This window comes from Aquiflexum sp. TKW24L, assembly GCF_023502205.1.
Taxonomy (GTDB): domain Bacteria; phylum Bacteroidota; class Bacteroidia; order Cytophagales; family Cyclobacteriaceae; genus Cognataquiflexum.
On sequence record NZ_JAMFLG010000011.1, the window covers coordinates 1 to 18,667 of the forward strand.

Here is an 18,667-nt window from a genome sequence, read left to right on the forward strand (position 1 = left end):
ACTTGACACTGTTAAGTTCATTTATTTCCAAATTGGCTTGTATTCTAATTTTGTTGGTGTTTCAATAAGGAATAGTTCTCCTTGGAAATCTATTTCCAAGGAGCGAGTATCTGAAATTCTGATAGCATCGTCTCGTTGGATTTTTTGGTTGTCTGCCAAGCCCTTACCATTCAGTACATAAAATGTATAACTCATGTTTTCATTTAATGGAATTTCTGTTTTTGTTTTCTTTTCAAACAAAAGTTTTTTGATGGATAGATTTGGTGTCAAGGTCTTTGCAAGACTTTCATTTCCGATATAGGTCAAAGTCAGTATTCCTTTTTCATCTGTATACTGAAAATTTTCACCGTGATAATCGATATAGCTTGGTTCCAGTTTGACTGCTTCATGAAAATTTGGGTCAAACCAGATTTGAAAGGCCCTCGATCCTTTGCTGACTTTTTCTTGGTGTCTGATGCCGCTATTCGATTGTATGATTTGAAAATCGCCTGCTTTGAGTGGTGTCCAATCTTTCGTAGCTGTGTCATAGTGGGAAATATTTCCTTCAAAAAGGAATGTCATAATCTCAAAACCCTCATGCGGGTGCAATCCAAATTCACAGTCGTCCAAAACATATCCGTTGCTCCAATAATACAAACTGGAATAGGGTTTTATATTGGACTTTCCGTTGAAAACAGGTTTGTTGGCATAAAACCTGCCTCCAAAAATCACATCATTATACTGTTCTGATTTTTTGATTATGAGTGTCATTGTATTTTTATTTTTTTCAAGAGGAATTTCTTTTTGGAGCAATTTTAAAAGCCTGATCAGTTTCAATAAAGGTTTTATTTTATTTTGACTCCTTAAAATTGTTTAATTCACGAGATGTTCGTTTTTAATTATGGTCATATTGTGGTTCTTATAAATACCCCATAGTTACTTTTAAATATTTTGTTGATTCCGAAATAGTCTAAATTGGCGGCCAAACCGGACTGATATTTCTTATAATCAAAACCAAATCGAATTTGCAAATAACTTCTTTCGTGAGCGGCAGACTTTATGTTTTGGTTATAAAAAGATTGAAATCTGCTATACATTTTTAATCGATTGGATATTTTAGGTTTGAATTCAAGTAAAGTCAGCATTGAAAAATTCCTGTCATTAGAAAAAATGTAATTGGGTGTCAAAATCAAAAGCCACTTTGCATTTGACAAGACATACTGCACCCCAATGGTAGGAGCAAACCCAGAGAATTTGGTAATATTTATTCCGGTTGATATTCCAAACCCTTTTTTTAGGTTGAAAGAGATTTGAGAATTATTGATAAAGTCGGAATTGTTAACCTCACTTCTATGCTGTCTTTCCAAATTGGTAACCGAGAAGAAAGAGAATTTCTCGCTTTCGGGAAAATACTTGTTGATGATGGTCTGAAGGCCCAATCTGTTGTTTCCAACCGTTAACTCCACAGGAATTGGGATTTCCTTAAATTCTTGTCCTTTTGCGATTATTCCAACAAACAAAAAAAATAGTAACATGAGGCTTTCCCTTTGTATCATCTCCATTCAATTTTTGAAATTATTCTTTGGGAAAATGGTATGAATATCAATGCAAACAGGTAGCCAATCGGAATCAAAACCAAGAGACTCTTTGTCCATTTGATAAACCATCCATCCACAAAACCCGCTGATGTGGCCACCCCAAACAATGACATTACGATACAAAATGGAAGGACTAAAATCATCCGTTCGATGGTAGATTTATATTTCTTTTTCAATAGCATATGGATCATTTTTTAAAGAGAAATAAAAATGAGAGCGAGTCTGATTTCGACGGACTCGCTCTTTTAATTTTTTTATTTTCCCAATTTTGAAACAACTTCTTCTATACTGATTTGCATTGCCTTTTGCCCATCGGGTGTTCCAAAGTCTGGGTATAGTTCGGCCAATACAGCATTTGCGGAATAAACTTTTACTCCCATTTGTCTGAAATGGTCAAAACTCACCTCATCTGCCATTTTGGTCATACTTCCCGAGGCATCAGCAATTACAATAACTTCATAGCCGTTATTCAGTGCGCCCTTTACAGTTTGAAGCAAACAAATGTCTGTAGTCAGTCCGCCTATGAATAACTTTTTCCTTCCCAAATTTTTTACAGCTTGATTGAAATTAGAGTCGAGAAAGCAATTAATTGTACCTCCGCGTTTCACCCTGTTAGAATTTGCAATGGGAGCAACTTGTTGTATTCCCTCATAAGTGGGCCCGACATAATCTTCCATTGTGGTGGTGATCAATAGCGGGATGTTCAGGTCATTACCCAATCGAGCTAGCATTTTTAGATTGTTTTCAACTCCTTTTTTGTCTTGGCTGTATATCCAATCCATGGTCATTTTTTGGTGATCAACTAATAGGATGGCTGAATTTTGTGGTGTGAATTGTTCCATTTTGTTTGAAATTGATTGTGAGTAAACTTTACTTGTTAAAATTGATGCTGCAAGAATCAGCATGACTTGAAATACTTTCTTTTTCATATTATTTTTTATTTGATGGAACAAAATTATTTATATTTACTTCCTAAAGTATAGTAGTTACCTAATGGTAAGTAGTTACATATAAGTAAGTAAATTGATAATCAAATAATTATGGGTCCTAAAGAAGAGGTTTGTCAGTTTAAGTTATTGGCTTCAAGAGATACTTTGGAAGTAATTCAGGGTAAATGGCGAATTCCAATAATCATTTCCCTGACATATGGGAATAAAAGATTTGGTGAAATTCAAAGAGACATCGCGGACATTTCTCCAAAAATGTTGTCTCAAGAACTAAAATCTTTAGAAACGAATAAGATTATTACAAGGACCCTTTATGATAGCATGCCTGTTACCGTTGAGTATTCCTTAACTCCTTTGGGTTGGTCAATGAATAAGCTGTTGGAGGAGATTTTAAATTGGGGAGTTTATTTCCGAGAAAAAATGATCAAAGACTGAAAATATTTACCTTTCTGTACAAAAGACCTTACGGATATAGCGGGTAAAATAATTATGAAGCTATCCTTTTTCAATTTCAGAATTTATTGAAAGGAGTTTGTCCATTCCAAATAAGGGAACAAGATTTTTGAATTCAATTTTCCAGTCTCCTGTACATCACATACGCCCCCACCAATCCCTTTTCCGGATGGCGGTAGGCTTCGGGGATTTCTCCTATGATATCGAATCCCAAGGATTGCCAAAGCTTTACGGCAGGTTGGTTGGTGCTTACCACAAAGTTGAACTGCATGGCGAGGTACCCTGATTTTCTGGCTTCTTCCAAAGCAAAAAGTCCCATCTTTCTGCCGATGCCTTTGCCGCTTTCCTTTTCATCGACCATAAATCCTGCATTGCAGACATGGTTTCCCAATCCGGGTTGGTTTGGTTTCAGGTAAAAAGTTCCTACGATTTTACTGTCCATTTCTGCCACATAAGTGCTTTTGTCCGTACCCAACCAATACTCCATCATTTCCTTTTCCGAGCTATCTAGCGAAAACACATAAGTTCCTCCTTTGCGGATAATTGGCCTGATAATTTCCCATAGGGCTTTGTGGTCTGTTGGGTTGGCTAACCGGAATTCTAATTCTGGAAATATGTCGATCATAAATTGATTTTTTCTTGAAGGATTTCAGGAATTTTCTTTCTAGGCTAAATATAAGGATTGGTTGAGGATAGTTGATCCGTAAAAAATTCTTTGCAATTCCATCTAGATACCTGTATTTTCCGCTTTTCCATGAATTGAATGATCTCCAAACCTACAAACCTCCGAACTGAAATACTGGCTGGAACGAGCACTTTCCTTGCGGCTTTCTACATCATCATCGTCAATCCTGCCATCTTGGCGGAGGCAGGCATGCCTTTTTCGGGAGCATTGACAGCGACGGTTTTGGTGTCTGCTTTTGGCAGTCTGATGATGGGATTGTATGCCCGCAACCCGATCGTCGTCGCACCTGGCATGGGAATCAACGCTTTCTTTACCTACACCGCCGTCAAAGGTTACGGCCTGACATATGAAGAAGCTTTGGGGGCGGTATTTTGGTCAGGCGTGATCTTTTTATTGCTTTCAGTTTTCAAAACCCGGGAGAAAATCATTGCATCCATCCCTGTTGCACTGAGACATGCGGTATCGGCAGGCATCGGGTTATTTATCTGCTTTATCGGATTTCAAAATGCCCACTTCATCGTGGACAATACCGCCACACTCGTAGGAATGGCCGCTTTCAAGGATCCCATCAGCCTGACATTTATGACGGGTTTATTGGTGACGGGCGCCTTGATCAGCCGTAAGGTTTCGGGAGCGATCATTTACGGGATTATCTTTACTACCCTCTTGGCTTGGCCGATCGGCAGGTGGTGGGGAGATGCTTCTGCTGTCAATTTCGGTGTGGCCACCTTGGTCAATTATACCGGATTGTTTGCCTTGCCGGACTTCAGTCTGGTAGGAAAGGCGGACATTTTGGGTTCGCTCCGATACGCTTATGTGCCGGTGATCTTCGTGTTTACATTCACGATTCTGTTTGACGGGATATCTACTTTTGTGGGTTTGGCGGAAGCTTCGGGACTGAAAGATCCTGATGGCAGTCCGAGAAATATGCGCAAGTCTTTGTTGACAGATTCGATGGCAACCCTTTTTGCGGGTTTGGTGGGAAGCAGTTCGGGAACAGCCTACATCGAATCCGCAGTGGGAATCGAAGAAGGCGGAAGGACAGGAGCCACGGCGGTGACTGCAGGATTGCTGTTTTTGCCTTTTATGTTTTTCTCGCCGCTGCTGTCCATCATTCCCTCCATCGCAAGTTCCATTGCCTTGGTATTGGTAGGCTCTTTTATGGTGATGCCGCTGACCAAAATCAACTGGCAAAATCCGGATGAGGCGATTCCTTCTTTTCTCACAATTACCTTGATACCGTTTACTTACAGCCTTTCTGTGGGTATTTCATTTGGGTTTATCAGCTGGACTATATTGAAATTATTGACTGGCAAAAAAGCCCAAATCAACCCCATTCTTCTCATCATCACCCTTCTTTCTATTTTCTTTCTTTGGCTATGAAAAAGTTTTTACTCGTAATTCTAATAGTTGGTTTCTCTCTTTCTGCTTCCGCCCAACGGATAGCATTAATGGGAGCTTTGGATCAGGAGATAGCCATTTTGCTCGATTCCATGCAGGGACAAAAGAAAGTCAGTAGAGGCGGGATTGATTTTTACAAAGGGAAACTGAAAGGCATAAAAGTAGTCATTTTCAAGGCCGGCGTGGGCAAAGTCAATGCCGCTTACAGTACTGCTGTACTTACCGAGAATTTTAAAATTTCCGCGTTAATATTTACCGGAGTGGCAGGGGGATTGAATCCGGAAGCTTTGCCGGGAGATTTGGTGATCGGAGAAAAATTGGTGCAATATGACTTCGGAAAAGTAGATTCCTTGGGATTTTCTGTTTCTCCTTTCAGGAAATTATCTGGTGGTCAGCATGAAGAATTGTTTATTGAATCTGACAAGGAATTGCTAAGGATAAGCCAAGGTGCAGCCCAAGAGGTGGTTTTTGTTCCGATTGCCAACAGGCAGCCAAAGGTTTTCAGCGGAGTGATTGCGACTGGGGATATTTTTGTCAGCAGCAATGAAAAGGCAAAATGGCTTTATACCGAGTTTGGTGCTTTGGCTACCGAGATGGAAGGGGCAGCTGTAGCTCATATCTGTAGGACTTTGGAGATTCCATTTATCGTCATCCGAAGTTGCAGCGACAATGCCAATAACAACGCCCGCATGAATTTCAACCAGTTTGTTGGCCCCGCTTCAGAGAATTCCGCGCGATTGGTCTTGGCAATTTTGGGGAAAATGGAGTAGTTTAAATGGTTCTCCGCTTCTTTGCCATTAACCATAAATTCTAATCCTGTCTTGTCAGAAGACCGAAGTATCGGGCATTTCAGTGTCTTGATTCCTTCACGAAAGTCCCTTTAGGGACTAAACATAGGTAGAAAAAATCGTTGGAGGTTGTTTTTTTATGCCTTTAGGTATAAAATATATTCCGTACCTAAAGGCACGGGAAACTATCATATGTTGACATTTTCTACCGATATTTTGTCCCTAAAGGGACAGCAAAACCACCGTACCCTATTTGGAAGTGTTGCTGGAACAGAATTTGATTTTGTAGATCATCTTCCTCTAACCACTCACGGTTCATCAACAGCATTCGGACTTCAATCCATGATTTATATGGCTAATGACAAAAAGCATAAAACCTTGATTTAATAGATTCGAGACCAAATGCTAAAAAGATGTAAACATCGTAATCGGTCAGTTTTCTCAATTCTATACCCCCATTTTTTGCCAATCAAAATCCCAAAATTACCTCCCTGAAAATTATCTACCAGCAAGGGAAAATTATTGCTAAGTTGGTCGATCTTAAACCCATCAAACCATGTGTTTCGCTCACAAGACCTATTTTCAAGTCCTTCATACCATTTGCCTGGCGCTGCTGTTTACACTTTTTTCCTGCAAAAAATCTGAAGACGCCTCCATCAAACCCGAGGACAACAGGTTTACCAAAGTCGTCCTGACCGAAGGAATGGACGAGCCAATGGAAATGACTTTCTTGCCGGAAAACAAAATTTTGGTGGTCGAGCGAAAAGGTGGGGTCAAGATTTTCAATGAAAAAACCGGGGAGATGAAACTCATTGCCACCATCCCGGTCAATACCAAATATACCAACAAAGAAGGCAGGGTGAGGGAAGCAGAAGAGGGATTGATGGGTGTAATTGCACACCCTAATTTTGCTAAAAACTCCTGGATCTATATGTACTACGCAGATCCTGCTGAGCCCAAGCATGTGCTGGCGCGGTGGGAATTGCATGGCGATTCGCTCTATGCCGATACCAAAAAAGTAATCTTGGAAGTTCCTACCCAGCGCGAAGAATGTTGTCATACCGGTGGTGGGATGGTATTTGACAAGGAAGGAAACCTCTTCCTCACTGTCGGCAATAACACCGTCAACCCACGGGTAGGATCCTCAAACCTTGACGAGCGTCTGGGAATGGAAAGTGCAGATGACCAGCGGGCTCCCGGCAATACCAATGACTTGAGGGGAAAAATCCTTCGGATTCATCCTGAAGATGATGGGACCTATGCAATTCCGGAGGGAAATTTATTTCCCGTAGGAACAGAAAAAACCAGACCCGAAATCTACACCATGGGACATCGGAACCCATGGAGGCCGACTCTGGACAGTGAGACAGGGTATCTGTATTGGGGAGAAGTTGGGCCGGATGCTTCTATCGATTCTATTTGGGGACCAAAAGGATATGATGAATTCAATCAGGCCAAAGGTCCGGGATTTTTTGGTTGGCCGTACTTTATCGGAAACAACCAACCCTACAACAGGCATGACCTAGCAACCAATACCTATGGAGCGCCTTTTGATGTGAATAATCCTGTCAATGAATCAGTGAACAATACCGGACTCAAGAACCTGCCCACGCCTGTAGTGCCTGCGATGATTTGGTATCCTTATGGGGTTTCGGAGGAATTCCCGATTTTGGGAAGTTCGGGTAGAAGCGCTACGGGCGGACCTATTTTCCGCAAGGCAGATTTCAAAAAAGAAGCGACCTTTGTATTTCCTGTCTATTATGAAGGCAAATGGCTGATCGTGGATTTTATGCGGGGATGGATCATGGCTGTGACCATGGATGAAAATGGAGACTACAAATCCATGGAGCGATTCCTACCCAATGAAACTTTCAGCTCGGCGATAGATATGGATTTTGGTCCGGATGGTGCATTGTATGTCTTGGAATATGGAAGTGCATGGTTTCGTGGCAATGCCAATTCCCGCATTGTCAAAATCGAATATAATGCTGGCAACCGAAAACCAAATGTCAGTGCTTCGGCGGATAAATACGCCGGTGGAGTTCCCCTGACTGCAAAATTCTCCGCTGAGGGTACTTCCGATTACGATGATTATGATAAGGGCAAGCTGAATTTTGAGTGGAATGTGACTTCCGCCAATGGATTCAAGCAGGTTTTGAAAGATCAAAATCCGGAATTTACCTTCACAGAAGCAGGAACATACCAAATTACCTTGACCGTCACGGATTCCAAAGGAGACAAGAATTCAGCTTCATTTGAGGTGATAGCAGGCAATGAACCGCCTGTAATTTCGATTGATTTTGGTGGACTGAACAAAACCTTCTATTTCGGAGAAAAAGAATTTGCCTATAATATTCAGGTTGAGGACAAAGAGGACGGGACTTCGGCCGGTGGAAAGATCAAGGCAGAGGAAGTTGCTGTGACTTTTGATTACGTGCCGGCAGGTTTTGACCCGATTGAGATCGCATCCAATCAAAGTGGGGCTGAGAATATGGCGATTTTGAATATCGGCAAAAACCTGATTGAAGCCAGCGACTGTAAATCCTGTCACCAATATGACAAAACTTCCATCGGCCCAAGCTACACAGCGGTGGCGGCTAGATATCCCAAAACGGAAGAAAATACCAAGTTGCTTATCGGCAAGATCATTAATGGTGGCAGTGGTGTATGGGGTGAACACGGGATGAGTGCCCATCCGCAATTATCTGAAGCAGATGCACGGCGAATGGTGGATTTTATCCTCAGTATGAATGAAACCAAACCGACAGTTGCCTCTTTGCCACTCAGCGGAAAAGTTGTACCTGTTGTCCCTGAAGGGGAAAATGGACAGGGAGGCTATCTTTTGCGGGCATCCTATGCCGACAAAGGTGCGGGAAATGTCGGTTCTCTCACCGGGGTGGATTACATTGCTTTACGGAATCCTTTCCTTGATCCCCAACTTTCAGAAATCCGAAAAGGGGTGAATCTGATGACTACGCCGAGGGTCAACTTCTTTATGATTGGTGACCAATCGCATATAGGTTTTAAAGCATTGGATTTGACAGGTGTCAAGCAGATTGACCTGTATGTGGAGGTAAGCCCGCGGGCAGATGCGATTGGCGGTTCCGTGGAGGTGAGGATTGGCTCGCCGACAGGTCAGCTGATCGGTCAGAGTGAGTCCATGGTTCCAAAAGAAGCTGAATTCCGAAGACCACCCGAAGGAGTGAATCCTGTTGAGTGGAGACGGAAAAATACCACCAAATCACAGGTGGTTTTGAATCCGGTTTCCGGTAAACAGGATGTGTATTTTATCTTCAAAAACCCGAATGCCAAGGGTGAAGAAATCCTGATGAGTATCTCAGAGATTGGGTTTAGGGATAAATAAATATTGTCCACAGACCACAGTCAATAGACCATAGCTGCTTGAATTAAACTTCAATTCGGCTTCCAGAAATTTGATGAACGATCGCGGATATTCTTGATAATCATGATTTCCTTCAGGGATTGAAAGCGAATAGAAAAGCAGAGGCCTTATCGGCCTCTGCTTTTTTGCTTGAAAGCTTATAAAATAATGGTCTGTTTCGGGCGAAAGGATATAAAACAAAAGCGGGAAAAATTCTTTCGAACTTTTCCCGCTTCACAAACTGAAAACCGTGGTCTTCAAATCATGCCAAGCTGCAGTTATTATGACTTTTTCCCCAGTTGCCCAAGTTCATAACCTTAGATTTTTAAACTCTGATTTCGCAGCCTTTCAGCTTTGATCCATGATTCCAATACTTCTGCGGTTGCCCTTTTCAGACTATCTACGTTGCCGTTTCAGCCCCTTTGCCTTTTCATCTTGAGTTTTAGATCCTAGTCTGAAATTTTACTTTCAGCCTTTTATCTCTCACTTGATAGAATCAAATTTATGCTTCAAATAATTGATTTCCAATAAATTGACAAATAATTTCTACACAATTTTTCCACTGGAAAAAAGCTTAAATCACAAAGTTATCCACACCTGCATTTTCCCTTATCAAAAACAACCTAAAACCATCTTTATCCGTAAGCATGTTTAAATTCCTAAACCCCTGCTTTTTATGAAAAGGTATCTTCTTCTTTTAGTTTTTGTCTTAGCTGCAAATTTCAGTTTTTCCCAAAGTAAAGTCACGCTCAAAGGGTATGTCGTCCGGCCATTTGGGGAATATACCGTCGGCGATACCGTCACCGTCTATGGTACCAGAAAAAATATCAATACCGGAATGGTTCAATACTATATCAGGTCTCCTTTTGGAGAATACCGTTATTTCAATGAAGATAGGATTTCCCTTCTTGGCAATGACCTTGATTTTTGGGAAAATGTGTGGATGGAAAACAGGGCTGAAACCATAAACAAAAAAGGTTGGGAAAGAGGCCTGAGGCAGGAATTGATAGAAGATGCCATGGATTATTATTCTCAAGCCCTTAATAACAACATGGTTTTGCAAGATGACATGCTTTACGATTATATCTACCAGTTAATCTATTCGATCCATCCGCTTTCTATGCTGAAAGACAGGGCTTCAGATTTCAGCTTGGTCATTTTGAATTCCACGGAACACATCGCATTTTCTTTTGACAATGGCATGATTGTCCTGACCACTGGCCTGATAGCGAGTACGGAATCAGAAAATGAACTCAACCTGATTTTGGGACAATGTATTGCGCATGCCGTCCTCGAGCACAATCTTGTCAACCTCAATGAGGTCATCCGTGCGGAGCGCCGGGCAAGGATTTGGGGAACTGTCGCTGCTTTGGCTGCAGCTACGGCTATGGCTGCCGATGAGGTCAATAATGGGGTTTTGCATGACTACAGCCTTGCGGCGGATTTTGGGATGTCTGTTTATTTCCTTTCCTCCCAAGTCTTGGATAATCTTGGAGCAGGTTATTCCTCCGAACAGCAGTTAATGGCCAAAAGGACTGCTGCCAAATTTATGGATGAGCATCCTCAGGTTAATTTTTTCGATGACCAAGCGTACCTAAATACCATCGCAAGTGCAGTTTCCATTACCGCATGGCAGGAGTACCAGCTGAAGAATTACAGTTATGCCCAAGTGCTTGCTTTGAAACTTGCTGATGCTAGGATGGCTTCTGATATTGATTACCTGCTGCTGAGCAGAATACAAAGGAGAAAATCCAATGAAATGCTATCCAACCAACTGGCATTGGAATACCTTCAAACAGCCAGAAAAATGGCCTTGGATCCCTTACCGGAATTGGATAAGGAAGAAGGTTTGGTATATGCGAGGCTTCAGCAACATGAGAAATCCAAAGCGGCTTATTTGAAATACCGCGATAGTCTTTTAGAATTAAAGGAGAAGGGAAAGAATGTAGATGCTGAACTCAGGATGATCAACCAATACCTGCAGCGGAATTTGGGGCAGGATGCTGCGGCGATGTTGAAGACTGATTTAGATCCTGATTGAGGGACTAAGCTTAAAAAGGATTGATGATCCGATTATAAGGAGAAACAGGCAAATGCAGGCTGCAAAAATGAGTAGGGCTTAAAAGCAAAAGCGGGAAGAAATTCTTTCGAACTTTTCCCGCTTCATCACTTGGAGACCGTAGTCTTCAAATCATGCAAGCTACAGTTATTGTGACTTTTCCCTCAGTTGCCCGAGTTCATAACCTTAGATTTTCAAACTCTGATTTCGCTGCCTTTCGGCTTTGATCCATGATTTCAAGACTTCTGAGGTTGCCCTTTTCAGATTTTCCACGTTGCCGTGTCAACCCCTTTGCCTTTTCACCTTGAGTTTTTGATCCTAGTCTGAAATTTTACTTTCAGCCTTTTATCTCTCACTTGATATAATCAAATTTATGCTTCACTTTATTGAATTCCAATAATTTACAGCTTTATTTCCCCACAATTTTCCCACAAGAAAAAAGCCTAAATCACAAAGTTATCCACAATAGAGGATCCTGAATTTCCAAAAAGCATTGAAAGTCAAATTTGGACCGCAATTCGATGGGTATCAAACTTTCTTTCTTGTTGGCCATATTGATTTTCCTTTTGCTTTTTAATATCTTGAACATCCCAAATGACCGTTCCATGAAAATCGCCCTTTTCTTTCTTGTTTTTCTTTTTCTGAATTTTACCACGGAAGCTTTTTCCCAAGAAAAACCTTTGAAAATCATCATGATCGGTGCCCATCCAGATGACTGTGACATCAAAGGGGGAGGAACTGCAGCCATTTTTGTTCAAATGGGCCATGAGGTGAAGTTTGTCTCAGTGACCAACGGAGATGCAGGACATATGGAAGAAGGCGGCGGGATGTTGGCAAAAAGAAGAATGGCCGAGGCAAAAGAGGCAGGTCGGAGGTTGGGAGTGACTTACGATGTTTTGGACCACCACGACGGTGAATTGCTCGCTACTTTACCTATCAGGTTGGAAATCATCCGCCTCATCCGCGATTGGGATGCAGATGTGGTCATTTCCCACCGTTCCAATGATTACCATCCGGACCATCGTTATACTGCCATTTTGGTTCAGGATGCGGCATATATGGTTGGTGTTCCCAATATTGCCCCGGATACGCCACCTCTTCGAAAAAACCCTGTTTTCCTTTATTTTCAGGACAATTTCCAAAAACCATATCCTTTTGAGGCGGACATCGCTATAGACATTACGGCTGTTTTGGATATAAAAGTAGATGCCATAGATGCCCACGTTTCGCAGTTTTATGAGTGGTTGCCATGGATAGGTAATTATGCCGGGGAAGTACCCGCTGGCAAAGAGGAAAGGAAATCATGGTTGAAAAGTAAGCGATCTATAGCTCCAAATGCTGCCACCCGAGATGCCTTGAAAACCTGGTATGGTGAATCCAAAGCCGGGCAAATCAAATATGCAGAGGCATTTGAGATTTGTGAATACGGTACTCAGCCCTCCAAGGAAGAAATCAAAAGGCTTTTCCCGATGCTGAAATAAAGCAGGGGGTGTATTATTTTCCAGGTCCTACCTTTTCCATGGTGATCTCTTTCAGGTCAAGTAAGGCACCTGTTTCAAATTGGTCCAGAGATTTAAAGAGTACTTTCTGATAGCCTGAATTCAACCTTATTTTGCCAATGGAAACTTTCTTGAAAGTTTCCCAGGAACCTGATTTCTCTACTTTTCCTTGTATTGATTCTTTCCCTGCTGACAGGATAAATTGCTTCCCTGCCTCTTCATCGGAAACAGACCATTTCATCCACACTTCATAGATTCCTTCCTCGGGGATTTCGACTTCCCATACCACACTGTCTTTATCCGTAAACCATCCAAAAGCTCTCCATTCCGGCATGTATTTGATGTCAGGTCCAATGGCCCTTCCCTTTTCTGCGGTCAACATTAACCTGCCATCAGCCGAACTCCTGATGAGTTCAGGGATGTTTGTGGTGTCTGAAGTTGCAAGACGGGTATCGAGTACATATTTTGCAACTGTTCCGATGGGAGCGATCCAGATCCCGTTGGCAGGGTCAGTGGCATATTCTGAAAGTTTTTTCAACATGCTTAAATAAGTGGTTTGATTTCCGGCATCGGCAGTTTCATGTCCTGCCAAAACCAACCACTGTCCGTTTTTTCGAGCCGATTCAATCAATGGCAAGATTTCATCAAAATCCTTATTGTCCATTTCCATTCCGGTCAGCTGAGCCATATCTGCATAGAATGGATCAGAAGGCGCTTCATCCATCCAGCTTCTTCCGGCAAGAAACATTTCAGAAATCAAGGGAACAAAGGATTGGGTATAAATACCTTTCCCAACGAAGGTTTGGCCACATGGATACGCATAAACTGTTGGCCTTACACCAAGTAATTCCTCAATTTCTTTATTGGCCTGAAGCAATTCAGCTTTCATTCTGTCTAAAGTATAATTTTCCAATGCCCTTTCCCGGGACCAGACAAAATTTCCGCTGCAGGGGTGCTGTATGGAATGGTTCCCCATTTCATGGCCCGCAGCCACGGCTTTTTGCCAACCTTCCAAATCCTGTTTCAGGCTATTTGGCAATACAAAAAATGTGGCCTTTATTCCGTACTCATTCAAAAGCGGAATGCCCAGGCTTGTGTTTGTGGCTCGTGCATCATCAAAGCTCAGGCTCAGCGCCATTTTTTTTCCTTCAGGCCAAGGAAAAGATTGTTGCTGTGAAAAGGCCGCACTACCAAAAAGGAAAAGCAAAAGACACAGGGTGAAAATCGGTGATTTTTTCATTTTGGGTTGGATTTAATTTTAAGAATAAAGGCCAGCAAATCCGCCATTTGCTGTGGGTTGATGGCTTCTTCCAGACCTGGCGGCATGGCTGAAATGTCCATGACATTTAGACTCTTGATGTCACTGCGTGAAATGTTTCTCTCTGTTCCGCCTGCTATCCGAAGGAGAATTGCATTGGGTGTTTCGGATCCTATGATGCCCTGCAAAACCTCTCCATTTTGCATTTCGATGGACCATAGGTCATAGCCATCCGCTATGGACAGGTTGGGGAATAGGATATCACTCAATATGTTTTCGGCTCTCCTGTTTTTAAGACTTGCGAGGTTAGGACCAAAATCCCGGCCCATATCTTCCCCCATTTTGTGACATGATGCGCAGTTGTTGTCAAAGATGATTCTGCCTTTTTCGAAGGTTCCTTGTGATGTGAGTGCGGGTTGATACTTTTGCAATAATTCTTCCCCTTTGCTTTCATCTTTATTGATCAACAGGCGTGCTTTTGCCTTAATGGATTCATTGGAATGATTCATCAGTTGGACACTTCGCCTCCAGCCAAGATTAGAAGTCTGAACTGTTCCCTCCTCAATAGCTCCGAGCAATAATTTCATTCTTGTTTCATTTGACATCAGGGCATTGATGGCCTCCTCTCTGATTTCAGGAGTCAGGGTGGACCATTGGCTCAAAACAAATGGTGCTACCATGTCATCCGGAATATGACTGAGTGTTTTTATGGCAGCTACCTGAACGGGCTTTGGTTCTGTAGGCTGAATCAGCCCTTTTAAGGATTCCTGATAGGGATGAGGGTTTTGTAAGGAAAGGAATTCAATGGCCAAGACCCTTTCATCATCTGGCAAGGTTTTATTTTCAAAATTCATTTTGGCATGCTCCATCCAAATTTTAGACTCCTCATTTATTGAGAGACCAATTACTTTCAAAAGTTGGAGGGAAGCTTGTCGCACAGTAATGGAGGGATTTTCGAAACATGATTTGGCAAGCATGCTTTCTGCTGATTTGAGGGAGGAGTCCGATGCTTTTTTACTTTGAATCCCTTGCGCCAATCCTCGCAGCAGTGGAACCTGCCAATCCTTACCATCTCTTGGTTTTGTGGTTGCTTTTTGAATCAAATTTAGGATGATAGGATAATCAAGACTGGCACCAGTCATCGCACTCAACCGCTGTAATAGCGTGGTAAATCCAGGATTATCAGGTTGAAAACCTTCCAAAACAGAAGCCATTAACTTGCTGCTTTCCTCAAATGGGGCAGATAATGCCGCAACCTGCATCCATGGATCCTCCAGGTTTCCAAAAAGCAAATCCTGCCGGGCTTTTGCTGCTTCAGGACTATCCAAAAACCCAAGCGTACAAAGCAATTGAAACCTGACTTTGGGATCTTTGTCATCTTTCATTTTGGGTAAATACTCCTTCAATTCTGGAGCAGCATCCAAATGCAATTCAGCTAGTTTGATGGCATTTTCCCGAACGCCGGGTTCAGGGTTTTTCAAAGCACTTAGAATTGAGCCAGGACTAAGCATACCCAATCCTTCCAAAGTCCACAATGCATGAACACTTCCTTTGGGGGAATTTTGATTTTCAGCCAATAAAGTTAAGCCCTCGGTTATCTCCTTTGATTTCTTATCCAAAAGGAGTCGCTGCGCATTTCTTCTCCACCAGATATTGGGGTCATTGAGTTTTTCTACAAGCTGTTCTGCGGAGAAATCCCCCAATTTGATGTTGTTTGACCAGTTGAGTGGTTTGGTACCCTTTGGCGTAATCCTATAAATTCTTCCTTTATCTGTGCCATTATACAAAGCGCCGGATTTGATAACTTCTTCCGCCATCCATTCCGGATGTTCGATGATCTGTCTGTAATAATCCACCACATAGAGCGCCCCATCCGGTCCTACATACATATTTACCGGCCTAAACCAAGAATCAGTAGAAGCCAAGAATTCCTTTTCAGCATGCTGTCTGCGGGCAGTGAATACCGTTCCTTTTTCCTCCAAAATATCTATATGGATGATATTACTTACAGGTTCGGCTACAAATACAGCTTGGTCATATTCTGGGGGAAATGAGGCGCCAAGGTAGGCCGTTATTCCACAGGCAGAAGTGATGACCCCAATATCCGTCAACAGCTGGTGTTCAGGTTTTTTTGTTATGGGAAAGACCTCAGCTGCATGGCCGTGGTCGGAAATTGATTGGGTAGTTTCCGGTACAATGAGGAAGGGGTTTCGGTCAAGGTATTTTGCGGCCATCACATCCTGGATGATATGGTTACTGTTGTTTACTACAAAGCGATGGCCCCAACTATCGAAAGAATGCCCAAATTGTGTCCTGCTGGCCAAAGCTTCCAATTGATGTGAATCAGGCTGGAAACGTACACTCCTGCCCCCTGCATTTTGGATAAGTTTTGGACCGTCGGGTTGGGAAGGAAAATACACCTCTGATCCCCTGTCACCAAATTCCGCCTCGTAAGTCTTTGTAGTTACCGCTTGTTCATGACCCAAATAGATCCAATTGTCCAATCCAAGCCTTGGACTATTGACGTTGTGCTGGGGATTGGAAACCGCAAATCCTGTCAACATTATCTCTTTGATATCAGCTTTTCCATCACCGTCGCTGTCCTCGAGATAATAGACATGGGGAGGATCGGTTACGATTACCCCATTTTTCCATCTCATAATTCCAGTCGGCAGCATCAGACCTTCCGCAAAGACAATGCTTTGGTCCATCATGCCATCTCCGTCCGTGTCAGAAAGTAATTTGATCTTGCCGGTACCACTTTTATCCAAAGGGTAGCCATGCATTTCAACGACATATAGCCTTCCAAATTCATCAATTTCCATGTCCACCGGATCCGAAATCAAAGGCTCACCGGCGATGAGCTCAATCTGAAATCCATCCTCCAATTCGAAAGTGGAGAGCGCATTTTCCAATGACCTTTCTGCTCCTTGATTTTTTTCGTTGCGACAGGAGGGAAAGGTGATTAGGAGAAGAAAACAAAGGAAAACCGGGAATCTTAATAGGTTCATTCTTGCTGATTTTTTGAGATCCTTACCGGATAGGCTGATCTAACCAATGTAGTAATTGTAAAGGTTATTTCAAAAGTGAATTACTTGCCTTTCATCGGGCTCTTTTGGGGGGAAGATTAGAGATAGAAATAATTAAAATCTTCAGCTTAAAAAGTTTGGTCCCAATAAACAAAAGCAAGATTTCAGGCATTTTCTTTTGAAAAAATTTAATTTTTGTAACTTGAAAAGGTATAGAAAAAGCACCTCAACTCCTCCTATTTATCAAATTATGAAACAAAAGTTCTCCTTTCTTCTGGTGGCGGCCATGACATATTTGTTTGGCTGTAATCCGCGCACTCCAAACCAAGAAAGTCTTTCGGAAACACAAGACTTCAAGGTACCCACTTTCAAACTGATAGAAACAGACACTTTCTTCTTCAATAATTTTGTCGACTGCAATATGGCCGAAGTGTGGGTAGGGGACACACTCAGAATTTTTCCCGGCAAATACGGAGAGGATCCTGTGTGGGGATTTGCTGAAGACCTGAAGTTTGCAAGCGGATCCAATGCCGATGAGGTCTTCAGTACACCTGCATCGGAATACATCGCCCCAAAATTACCAATCAATGCACCGGTCGGAGAACCGGGATTGCATGGTGCAGTATGGTTTGAGACTGTTTATCAAGATGAAAAAGATCCTAGCGGAAGGACCTTGTACGCTATCTACCACAATGAAAATTATCCTGAAACCCTCCCTTTCAATGAAGCAACAGGAGAAGGATATATCGACAAGGACTGGCCCTTGGGTCTGACTGAAAGAATCACGCCTGCTGCGGTATGTAGAATCGGCGTTATGAAATCTACGGACGGCGGATGGAGTTGGGAAAACAAAGGGCTTTTTCTCGAAGACAAGCAGCCCCGAATGATTTTGAAACCACACAATATTTCCAAGACCTTTGCCGGTGGAGTAGGGGATCCTTCTGCCGTGGCTGTTGGCGAATATCTTTACCTTTTTTATGGTGAATATGGCTATCCCGGAACTTATGATGCAGCTTCCTATGACCCGATCAAAGAATGGAGCGGGCAATGTATCAGTATCGCTAGGATCAAAATCGATGACTTAGATGATCCGCAGGGCAAGGCCAAGAGATGGGATGGACAAGGATTCAATGCGGATTGGGACGGAATCGGCAAACCTGTGGCTTCCCTCCAAATGCCTGTCGAAAATGGTGGCGGTCCGGCATCTTCCCCAACAGGTGGATTTCATTGGGGACCATCTGTCAGTTGGAATACTTACCTGGAATGTTGGGTAATGATGATGGGAAAAGTGGAGGGCCAATCATGGGTTGGTGATGAGCTTTACATTTCGTTCAATCCCCACAAGGAATTGGGAGAGGGGAATAATTCCCAAGCTTGGACAAAACCTCAAAAGCTTCTGGAAAAACCCGGACATGTGCTTTGGTACCCCTCGCTGCAACCCCTGAATACCCCTGATGATATTGCCAACAAATACACGAGTCTGCGGCTTGGGAAGCAGGCAAGGTTGTTTTTCAAGTATTCTGATCTGGGAAAATACATGTCTGAATATATCGTCGAGTTTGAAAAATAAGCCAAAATGCCATATACCA

At 42.6% G+C, this 18,667-nt stretch carries 15 protein-coding genes; 8 read left to right on the top strand and 7 right to left on the bottom strand.

All coding sequences use genetic code 11. From position 1 onward, the window contains the following. Positions 1-21 precede the first annotated feature (21 nt). From M3O96_RS09215 to M3O96_RS09230, 4 genes are all read right to left on the bottom strand, one after another. A complete protein-coding gene (locus tag M3O96_RS09215; protein WP_249720055.1) occupies positions 22-750 on the bottom strand; it encodes a pirin family protein in 729 nt (242 codons plus the stop codon). A 134-nt stretch (positions 751-884) separates the two neighbouring features. Further along, entirely contained in the window at positions 885-1,541 is a 657-nt protein-coding gene (locus tag M3O96_RS09220; RefSeq protein WP_249720056.1) for a hypothetical protein, read from the bottom strand. Further along, positions 1,532-1,759: a DUF2798 domain-containing protein gene (locus M3O96_RS09225; protein ID WP_249720057.1), complete on the bottom strand. Its 228-nt coding sequence runs from the start codon at positions 1,757-1,759 to the stop codon at positions 1,532-1,534. Before M3O96_RS09225 ends, M3O96_RS09220 begins: the two co-directional genes overlap by 10 nt. Positions 1,760-1,831: 72 nt before the next feature. Continuing rightward, positions 1,832-2,506 carry an isochorismatase family protein gene (locus tag M3O96_RS09230; RefSeq protein WP_249720058.1) on the bottom strand — a complete coding sequence of 225 codons (675 nt, stop codon included), beginning with the start codon at positions 2,504-2,506 and terminating at the stop codon, positions 1,832-1,834. 111 nt (positions 2,507-2,617) lie between these two features. Between M3O96_RS09230 and M3O96_RS09235 the strand changes: the two genes are divergently transcribed. Continuing rightward, positions 2,618-2,959, top strand: coding sequence for a winged helix-turn-helix transcriptional regulator (locus tag M3O96_RS09235; protein WP_249720059.1), 342 nt, complete (start codon positions 2,618-2,620; stop codon positions 2,957-2,959). A gap of 133 nt (positions 2,960-3,092) precedes the next feature. Here the strand turns inward: M3O96_RS09235 and M3O96_RS09240 are convergent, their stop codons facing one another. Further along, positions 3,093-3,602, bottom strand: a complete 510-nt coding sequence (locus M3O96_RS09240) for a GNAT family N-acetyltransferase (protein ID WP_249720060.1) — start codon at positions 3,600-3,602, stop codon at positions 3,093-3,095. 138 nt (positions 3,603-3,740) lie between these two features. On the opposite strand from M3O96_RS09240, the gene M3O96_RS09245 reads away from it, so the two are divergent. From M3O96_RS09245 to M3O96_RS09270, 6 genes are all read left to right on the top strand, one after another. Continuing rightward, positions 3,741-5,045 (top strand): NCS2 family permease, encoded by a 1,305-nt coding sequence (locus M3O96_RS09245; RefSeq protein ID WP_249720061.1) that lies wholly within the window; start codon positions 3,741-3,743, stop codon positions 5,043-5,045. Next, complete coding sequence (locus tag M3O96_RS09250) at positions 5,042-5,833, top strand: 5'-methylthioadenosine/adenosylhomocysteine nucleosidase (protein WP_249720062.1); 792 nt, start codon at positions 5,042-5,044, stop codon at positions 5,831-5,833. The genes M3O96_RS09245 and M3O96_RS09250 overlap by 4 nt, the downstream gene beginning before the upstream one ends. Before the next feature lie 210 nt (positions 5,834-6,043). Beyond that, on the top strand, positions 6,044-6,238 hold the full coding sequence (locus tag M3O96_RS09255) for a hypothetical protein (protein ID WP_249720063.1): 195 nt from the start codon (positions 6,044-6,046) through the stop codon (positions 6,236-6,238). 169 nt (positions 6,239-6,407) lie between these two features. Then, positions 6,408-9,215, top strand: a complete 2,808-nt coding sequence (locus M3O96_RS09260) for a PQQ-dependent sugar dehydrogenase (RefSeq protein WP_249720064.1) — start codon at positions 6,408-6,410, stop codon at positions 9,213-9,215. A 694-nt stretch (positions 9,216-9,909) separates the two neighbouring features. After that, positions 9,910-11,274 carry a M48 family metalloprotease gene (locus M3O96_RS09265; RefSeq protein ID WP_249720065.1) on the top strand — a complete coding sequence of 455 codons (1,365 nt, stop codon included), beginning with the start codon at positions 9,910-9,912 and terminating at the stop codon, positions 11,272-11,274. A 623-nt stretch (positions 11,275-11,897) separates the two neighbouring features. After that, complete coding sequence (locus M3O96_RS09270) at positions 11,898-12,773, top strand: PIG-L deacetylase family protein (RefSeq protein WP_249720066.1); 876 nt, start codon at positions 11,898-11,900, stop codon at positions 12,771-12,773. Positions 12,774-12,786: 13 nt separating this feature from the next. On the opposite strand, the gene M3O96_RS09275 is transcribed toward M3O96_RS09270, so the two are convergent. Next, positions 12,787-14,031, bottom strand: a complete 1,245-nt coding sequence (locus M3O96_RS09275) for a polysaccharide deacetylase family protein (protein WP_249720067.1) — start codon at positions 14,029-14,031, stop codon at positions 12,787-12,789. After that, positions 14,028-17,060 carry a PVC-type heme-binding CxxCH protein gene (locus M3O96_RS09280; protein WP_249720068.1) on the bottom strand — a complete coding sequence of 1,011 codons (3,033 nt, stop codon included), beginning with the start codon at positions 17,058-17,060 and terminating at the stop codon, positions 14,028-14,030. Before M3O96_RS09280 ends, M3O96_RS09275 begins: the two co-directional genes overlap by 4 nt. A 268-nt stretch (positions 17,061-17,328) precedes the next feature. Between M3O96_RS09280 and M3O96_RS09285 the strand changes: the two genes are divergently transcribed. After that, positions 17,329-18,648 carry a hypothetical protein gene (locus M3O96_RS09285; RefSeq protein WP_249720069.1) on the top strand — a complete coding sequence of 440 codons (1,320 nt, stop codon included), beginning with the start codon at positions 17,329-17,331 and terminating at the stop codon, positions 18,646-18,648. The last annotated feature ends 19 nt before the right edge of the window (positions 18,649-18,667 follow it).